This window comes from Streptomyces sp. WAC05292 (assembly GCF_003949955.1).
GTDB lineage: Bacteria > Actinomycetota > Actinomycetes > Streptomycetales > Streptomycetaceae > Streptomyces > Streptomyces globosus.
The window spans coordinates 1-6,738 of sequence record NZ_RPSE01000354.1 but is presented as its reverse complement, the minus strand read 5'-3'; the positions used below and the strand labels follow the sequence as shown (position 1 = coordinate 6,738).

8 protein-coding genes are annotated in these 6,738 nt (G+C 74.5%); 7 read left to right on the top strand and 1 reads right to left on the bottom strand.

What is annotated here, in order from left to right; translation table 11 throughout:
• On the bottom strand, window positions 1-407 hold a 407-nt coding region (locus EF903_RS26465), incomplete at its 3' end, for a hypothetical protein (protein WP_221888777.1).
• Between the two features lie 162 nt (window positions 408-569).
• On the opposite strand from EF903_RS26465, the gene EF903_RS26460 reads away from it, so the two are divergent.
• From EF903_RS26460 to EF903_RS26430, 7 genes are all read left to right on the top strand, one after another.
• On the top strand, window positions 570-1,205 hold the full coding sequence (locus tag EF903_RS26460) for a Tat pathway signal protein (protein WP_125547285.1): 636 nt from the start codon (window positions 570-572) through the stop codon (window positions 1,203-1,205).
• Between the two features lie 214 nt (window positions 1,206-1,419).
• The gene (locus EF903_RS26455) at window positions 1,420-1,689 is read left to right on the top strand and encodes a hypothetical protein (RefSeq protein WP_125547283.1); all 270 of its coding nucleotides are present in this window, start codon (window positions 1,420-1,422) and stop codon (window positions 1,687-1,689) included.
• A gap of 352 nt (window positions 1,690-2,041) precedes the next feature.
• Window positions 2,042-2,350 carry a hypothetical protein gene (locus tag EF903_RS26450; protein ID WP_125547281.1) on the top strand — a complete coding sequence of 103 codons (309 nt, stop codon included), beginning with the start codon at window positions 2,042-2,044 and terminating at the stop codon, window positions 2,348-2,350.
• Window positions 2,351-2,402: 52 nt separating this feature from the next.
• Window positions 2,403-3,389, top strand: a complete 987-nt coding sequence (locus EF903_RS26445) for an ABC transporter ATP-binding protein (protein ID WP_185902830.1) — start codon at window positions 2,403-2,405, stop codon at window positions 3,387-3,389.
• Window positions 3,386-4,444, top strand: coding sequence for an ABC transporter permease (locus tag EF903_RS26440; RefSeq protein ID WP_125547278.1), 1,059 nt, complete (start codon window positions 3,386-3,388; stop codon window positions 4,442-4,444). The genes EF903_RS26445 and EF903_RS26440 overlap by 4 nt, the downstream gene beginning before the upstream one ends.
• Window positions 4,441-5,847 carry a YcaO-like family protein gene (locus tag EF903_RS26435; protein WP_125547276.1) on the top strand — a complete coding sequence of 469 codons (1,407 nt, stop codon included), beginning with the start codon at window positions 4,441-4,443 and terminating at the stop codon, window positions 5,845-5,847. Before EF903_RS26440 ends, EF903_RS26435 begins: the two co-directional genes overlap by 4 nt.
• A gap of 20 nt (window positions 5,848-5,867) precedes the next feature.
• Complete coding sequence (locus EF903_RS26430) at window positions 5,868-6,518, top strand: TOMM precursor leader peptide-binding protein (RefSeq protein ID WP_125547275.1); 651 nt, start codon at window positions 5,868-5,870, stop codon at window positions 6,516-6,518.
• Window positions 6,519-6,738 lie beyond the last annotated feature (220 nt).

Here is a 6,738-nt window from a genome sequence, read left to right as displayed (position 1 = left end):
GTACCGCGGAGGTGTTCCACCGCGCGTTTGCGCCAGTCGCGGGGGTGGCGGGCCTCCATTTGGCGTTGGAGGTCGTCGATGCGGGCCGCGAGGGCGGCCAGGCGGTCCGCCGACGGGCCTTCCAGGCCGAGTTCGCGGACGATGGCCCGGGTGGTGGCCGCGCCGGGCAGGCCCGCGCCGCTCAGCCAGACCTGCTCCCGCCCCCGCAGCCATAACGACACCTTCGGCGCGGGCGTGCCCAGCCTGCGCGCCAGCCAGTTCTGGTACCGGCCCTCGGCGGCGAGGGCGTCCCTCACCGCGGCGGACCAGTCGTCCAGTGCTCCGCCGAACGCCCCGGCCAGCTCGATGAACGACGGACCGGCACTCCCGGCACTCCCCAACGCGACCACCCCCTGCACATGTTGCACCGACTCACTGAAAGCGCAGGTCGGAGCGGTGAAACCGGGGGTGCAGCATTCCACCGTCCGCCACCCCTCCTCCGGCCCCGGGCCCGCGGCCATTGTCGTTCTCGGCGGTGCGACGGACGCACCGCTCGGACCGGGGTTCACCCCGGAGAGGAGAAGAACGGCATGATCCGATCGCTCACCCGGGCACGCCGGCGCCGCGCCGCCTTCGCGGTCCCGCTGCTCACCGCCGTCCTGTTCGGCGCCGCCTCCCCCGCCGTGCTGCCCGCGGGGCAGGCACGGGCCGCCGGCGGCGGGCGGGTCTGCTTCTTCCAGGACGCGGAGGGGGCGCGCGGCGCCGGTCACATCGCCTGGGCCGTCCGCGACCCGAAGAACTCCGGGCACTGGATCTGGGGTGCGACCGAGAACGCCGAGGGCGACTCGTACACCGAGCCCGGCAAGCCGAACGGCAGCTGGATCGCCGGCGGCACGTGGGAGAAGCTGCGCACGAGCCTGAAGCCGGACAGCGGGCACCGGAAGGGCTTCTACGACCACTACCGGTGCACGAACACCCCGGGCGGCGACCTGCGGGCGGCGCAGCGGACGTACGAGAACATGAAGGCCAACGGCTACCAGGTCACCCACAACAACTGCCTGACCAAGGCCGTCGCGATCTTCCGCAAGTACAGCCCCTCCCTGGGTGCCGGCCGCCTGCCCGACGGCGAGGCGACGCCGCCGAACCGGTACTTCGGCGCCGTCCTGAACAAGGCGCCCGGGTGGGAGAAGGCCCACGTCTACACGCCCGCCAAGGGCCGGAAGTGAGGTCCGGCATGTGCCAGCGCTGCAAGGGCGACGGGAAGTGCACGACCTGCGGGGGCTCCGGGTTCCGGGGCTGGAGCGGGGCGAAGTGCGACAGCTGCAAGGGGAGCGGGGACTGCAAGGCGTGTGACGGGCGGGGCTGACACCCTCCGTCGCCGCCGCCTCCGCCCGGTCGGTCCACGTGTTCGTCCGTCGTCGAAACGAAGGGGGTAGCGCCATGCCGGCGTGGTTGGTCATCGCCGAGGAGGAGTCCGGCGCGCAGCGGCGCGTCACGGTCATCAGGACGGTGAGCGGAAACAGGACGCGGGAGGAGGCACTGGGCGAGCTGTTGAGGGCGGCCCGGACGTACGTGCCCTCCTCCTGGAAGAGCAAGGCTCGGGTGGTCGGGCGCCTCCCCGACGGGTCGTTCCGGGTGCTGCCCGACGGCGGCGGGGAGCAGGGCTCCGCCTGCTGCCGGATCCATCTCGTCGAGCAGGTGCCCCTGTAGGGGCTCGCCGGCGTACGGCGCCGGCCGTTCGTCGACCTCTTGGTCGGCGGGCGGCCGGCTTCGCCGTGTGCGTGCCCCGGAGTGCCGGTGGAGGGCGGGTCGGGTGGTGCTCGCGTGCGGGGAGGGCGGAAACGGGCGGCGCGGCTGCCTTTTCGGCCAGCCGTAGGTCGCTCCGGGCGCGGTGTGGTCGCCGTGGTGCGGGCTCTGGCCTGGGGGGTTTCGGTTCGTCAGCTTGCTGCAGGGCCTGTGCAGCATGATGACACCGCTTTTCAGCCGGTGGGCCCCCTGCCGCTGGCATCGTCTTCCTCAGCGGAAACGCGAGGGAACACGGAAAACGACTCAGGGGGACACAGTGGGGAACCGATTCGCTTCGGCAGCGGCTTGTCTGGCTCTGGCGATCGCCGGTCTCACCGCCGCGGCGGGCACCGCAGCGGCCGACGAGCAGGGCACCGGCACCGTCCGGGCCGCCGAGCAGGACGGCGCCGCGGACGGCGCCGGTACGCAGCAGCCGGTGCCGGACGAGGTCGCCGAGCTGATCTGCCGGCTCCAGGCGAACCTGCCGAACGTGCCGGGCCTGCCGAACGTGCCGAACCTGCCGGCCCTGCCGAACGGGCCCCACCCCGTCCCGCTCCCCCACTGCCTGGTCAACGGCTGGCAGTAGTTCCCGCCCCCACTCCGACTGCTGATTTCGAAGGGCGAGAACAGCGATGGCCATGACCAGCCAACTCCCCCGTGCCGCGGGGCTCGGGGAAGGTCCGGAACACGTACTCGAAGTGGCCGGCCTGAAGGTGGCGTACGCGGGTGTCGAAGCGGTGGCGGGGATCTCCTTCTCCGTCGCCCCGGGCGAGATCTTCGGTCTCCTCGGCCGCAACGGCGCCGGCAAGACCAGCACCATCTCGGCCATCGCCGGCCTGCGCCGGCCCGATGCTGGCCGGGTCCGCGTCCTCGGTGAGGACGCGCTCTCCCGGCCGGAGGTGCTGCGCGCCTCGCTCGCCCTCCAGCCCCAGCAGGCCAGCCTGTTCCCGCGGTTGAAGGTGCGGGAGACGCTGGAGACGTGGGCCGCGCTCTACCCCGCGCCGCGGGACGTGGACGCGCTGCTCGACGAGATCGGCCTGGCCGAGAAGGCCGGCGCGCGGGCCTCCCGCCTGTCGGGCGGGCAGCAGCAGCGGCTGCTGCTGGCGACGGCACTGGTCGGCGACACGCCCGTGGTCGTCCTGGACGAGCCCACGACCGGGCTCGACCCGCACGCCCGGCACGCCGTCTGGGACCTGATCCGCAGGGCCCAGGCAGGCGGCACCACGTTCCTGCTGACCACGCACGCCATGGCCGAGGCCGAGGAGATGTGCGACCGGCTGGCCGTGATGCACGAGGGGCGGATGGTGGCGGCCGGCTCCCCCGCGGAGCTGATCGCCCGGTACGCCCCGGGCGGCGTCGTGTCCGTACGGACCTCGCTGGCAGGCCTCGCCGACCGGGTCCGCGAGCGCTTCGGCGCGGCCGTCACGGCCGCCGAGTCGACCGGTCGCTCGGGCCGGATGCGGTTCGAGGTGACGTCGGACGAGCCCTACGCCGCCGCCGAGTGGATCACGGGGATGGACGGCGCGGCCGATGTCCGACCCCGCCCCGCAACCTTGGAGGACGTGTTCCTCCGCATCACCGGAACCACGCCGGAACCGGGACCGGAACAGGAGGAGGAGCAATGACCCCCGTCGGCCTCAGCGCACCGCCCGTCTCGACGGCGCGCCAATGGAGGGCGCTCTCCCGGGCCATGACCCGGCAGCTGCTGCGCGATCCGGCGGCGCTCTTCTTCAGCGTGGTCTTCCCGCTGCTGATGGCGGTGTTCTTCGTCGTCCTCATGCAGCTCACCTGGGTACGGGGCCCCTTCGACCTCGCGGTCGTCGGGCCCGCCGGGCAGGCGGCCGCCCTGCAGGACGCCCTGGGCGGCGGCAGCACCGCCGTCGCCGTCTCCGAAGCCGGCCCGCAGCCGGACAAGGCGGCGGTGATCGTCCCGGACGCGGCCTCCCGCACCCTGCGGATGGCCGTGGACCCGGAGCAGCCCTCCGTGGTCGCCGCCGTGCGCGGCGCGCTGGACGCGGCCGGCTGGAAGGGCTGGGAGGTGACGGCAATCGGCAGTGACGGCTCGGCGCTCTTCGACCCGATGGCCTTCGTCATCCCCGGCGTGCTCGCCTTCGCGCTGCTGTCGCTCGCCCTCACCGGTACCGCCTCCGCCCTGGTCGCGATGCGGGCCAGCGGCACCCTGCGGCTGCTGTCGACGACACCGGCCCGGCGACCGGCCGTGCTCCTGTCGCTGCTCCCGGGCCGCGGGCTGCTGGCGCTGGCCGTGCTCGCCCTGATGGGGGCGGGCGCCGTCGCCGGCGGACTGCTGGAGCCGGCGTCGATGCTGCGGCTGCTGCTGACGACGGCCATCGGACTGGTGATGCTTCTCGCCCTGGGCTACCTGCTCGGCGGCCTGCTCTCCTCACCCGAGGTGACGAACGCGATCTCCGGGCTGCTCACCCCGGTCCTGCTGATGAGCACCGGACTGCTCTTCCCCCTCGAACTCCTCCCCGACTCGGTGGCGGGCCCGCTCTCCTGGACCCCGCTCGCGATGTTCGGAGACGCCCTGCGCCACGACGTGGTCGGCGGGATCACCCGCCACGCCCTGTGGCTCGACTGGACAGTGATGGCGGCGACGGCCGCGGGCCTGACGGCCCTCGCGGCACGGACGTTCCGCTGGGACACGGAGCGCGCACGATGACGACGTACACGACGGCCGGGACCACCACCCCCGGCGCCGCCACGGGCCGAAGCCACCCGCCCGTCCCCGACTCGCTGCTGCGGATCGGACAACTCGCCTCCGCCTACGGGCTGGTGAACCGGGTGACCCGGCTCCCCGTCGCCGAGGGCGAACCGGACTTCCCCATCTTCACGGCCTCGCTCGGCAACCCGGGCGAAGTCCTCAGCGAGCAGAGCGGCTGGGAGCACAATCCCAGCTCCGGGAACTTCGACGGAGCCGGCGGCGACCTCGACCCGGAGCGCGCCGCGCACCTCGCGGTCGCCGAGTCGCTGGAACGCTACTCCTCCTGCGCCCGGGACCCCGAGCAGATCGTGTGGGCGACCGCCGCCGAGCTCGGCGAGGACGCCATCCGCAGTGACCGCTGGCCGCAGTGCTCGCCGGCCGAGCTGGCCGACCCGCGCAGCGGGCTGGTCCCGACCGACCCGGACGGGCCGATGCGCTGGGTGCGGGGCTGGTCCTTCACCCGCAACCGCCCCGTGTGGGTGCCGGCGATGCAGGTCTGGCTGAAGAACCCCGTGGAGTCCATGGCGGAGCGGTACGTCCACCCGGTCTCGACCGGCTGCGCCGCGCACTCCGACCCGGCCGCCGCCGTCGTCAACGGCATCCTGGAGATCGTCGAACGCGACGCCATCGCGCTGACGTGGCTCCAGCGGCTGCGCCTCCCCCGCCTGGAGTTCGACCCGGCCGAACTGGCCCCGGAATACCGGGCGTTCGTGGAGCGGGGCAGCAGCGAGCGGCTGCGGACCCACTTGTACGACGCCACCACCGACCTCGGCATCCCGGTCATCTACGGGGTGCAGCTCGCGGACGACGACCGGGTCATCGCCCAGCTCGTCGCGGCGACGGCCGAGCTGGACCCCGGCAAGGGCATCGCCAAGCTGTACCGGGAGGCGTCCTCCCTGCGGATCGCGCTGCGCCACATGGCTCGGGCCGCCGAGCAGGACGCGGCCGCCGCCCCCGCGGCGGAGGAGGACATCGTCAGCGTCGTCGACGGCGCCCTGCTGTCCGGTCCGCGGTCGCAGCGGCACCGCTTCGACTTCCTGCTGGAGGGCGAGCGTCCGGTGCACGGGCTGCGCGACCTGCCCCGGGCCCCGTCCGAGGAGCCGCTGCCCGCGCTGGCCTGGCTGCTGGAGCGGCTGCACGCCGCCGGCTGCGAGGTCGTCGGCGTCGACCTCACCACGGACGAGGCGGAGCAGGTCGGGGCGACCGTCGTCCGGATGCTCGTCCCCGAGCTGATGCCGCTGTCCTTCGTGCACCGCGCCCGCTACCTGGCGCACCCGCGGCTCTACGCGGCGCCCGCCGCCATGGGCCACCCGGTGCGGGGCGAGGCCGACGTCAACCCGCACCCCCAGCCGTTCGCCTGACCGGGACAAGGAGTCCGATGATGACCGATCCGCGCCTGCTGATCCTGGCCGCGGGGGCGTTCGGCGCGGCCGTCGCCGAAGGGCTCGCCGCCCGCCACCCCGGGGCGACCGTCCTCGACGTGAGCCGGGGAACCCACCCCAGCCTGTGGCCCGACAGCGACCTGATCGTGCTGGCCGCCGGCGAGGACCGGGAGGTGCTGGCCGACATGGTGGACGCCAGCGCCCACGCCTGGAAGCGGCCCTGGTTCGCCGTCCAGGCGGGCCCCCTCGACCTGCGGTGCGGACCGGTGGTCGTGCCCGGCCGCACCGCATGCCACCAGTGCTACACCCGCCGCCGCGCCCAGCACACCGCCCCGGCGGCGGACGGACCCCGCGGCGGGACGGCCGCGGCGCCCCCGGTCTCCGGGTACGCGCCGCACCACGTCGCCATCGCGGTCGGCTTCGCCGAGCAGGCCGTACGCGAGGCCCTGGCCGAGCCCGGCGGGCCCGGCGCGGCGGAGGGCATCGGGGCCACCGTCCGCAGCTTCGGCCTGGTGGAGGGCGCCACGTCCGCGTCGGCGGTCGTCGCCGTCGACCGGTGCCGCCGGTGCCGGCCGGCCCGCACCCCCGAGAGCCGCCTGGAGCGGTTCGCGGCCCTCGCGGCGGAGCTCGCGGCCGTCCCCGGCCGGTGACCGCCGGCCGCGACGGCCGCGCCGCGAGCGGCCCGTACAGACCACGGGCCACGGGCCACGCAAGCCCCGCAGCCCGTACTTGGCACGGGCCACGCACGGACCACCGACCCCGCACGCACCACGGGTTCCGCACGAACCCCCGGGCCGCGCACGCACCACGGGCTCCGCACGAACCCCCGGACCCCCGCACGCACCACGGGCTCCGCACGAACCCCCGGAC

Bases quoted from the DNA above. Each gene is read 5' to 3' on its own strand.
- EF903_RS26460 (WP_125547285.1), top strand. From the start codon at position 570: ATGATCCGATCGCTCACCCGGGCACGCCGGCGCCGCGCCGCCTTCGCG.
- EF903_RS26440 (WP_125547278.1), top strand. From the start codon at position 3,386: ATGACCCCCGTCGGCCTCAGCGCACCGCCCGTCTCGACGGCGCGCCAA.
- EF903_RS26445 (WP_185902830.1), top strand. From the start codon at position 2,403: ATGACCAGCCAACTCCCCCGTGCCGCGGGGCTCGGGGAAGGTCCGGAA.
- EF903_RS26430 (WP_125547275.1), top strand. From the start codon at position 5,868: ATGACCGATCCGCGCCTGCTGATCCTGGCCGCGGGGGCGTTCGGCGCG.
- EF903_RS26455 (WP_125547283.1), top strand. From the start codon at position 1,420: ATGCCGGCGTGGTTGGTCATCGCCGAGGAGGAGTCCGGCGCGCAGCGG.
- EF903_RS26435 (WP_125547276.1), top strand. From the start codon at position 4,441: ATGACGACGTACACGACGGCCGGGACCACCACCCCCGGCGCCGCCACG.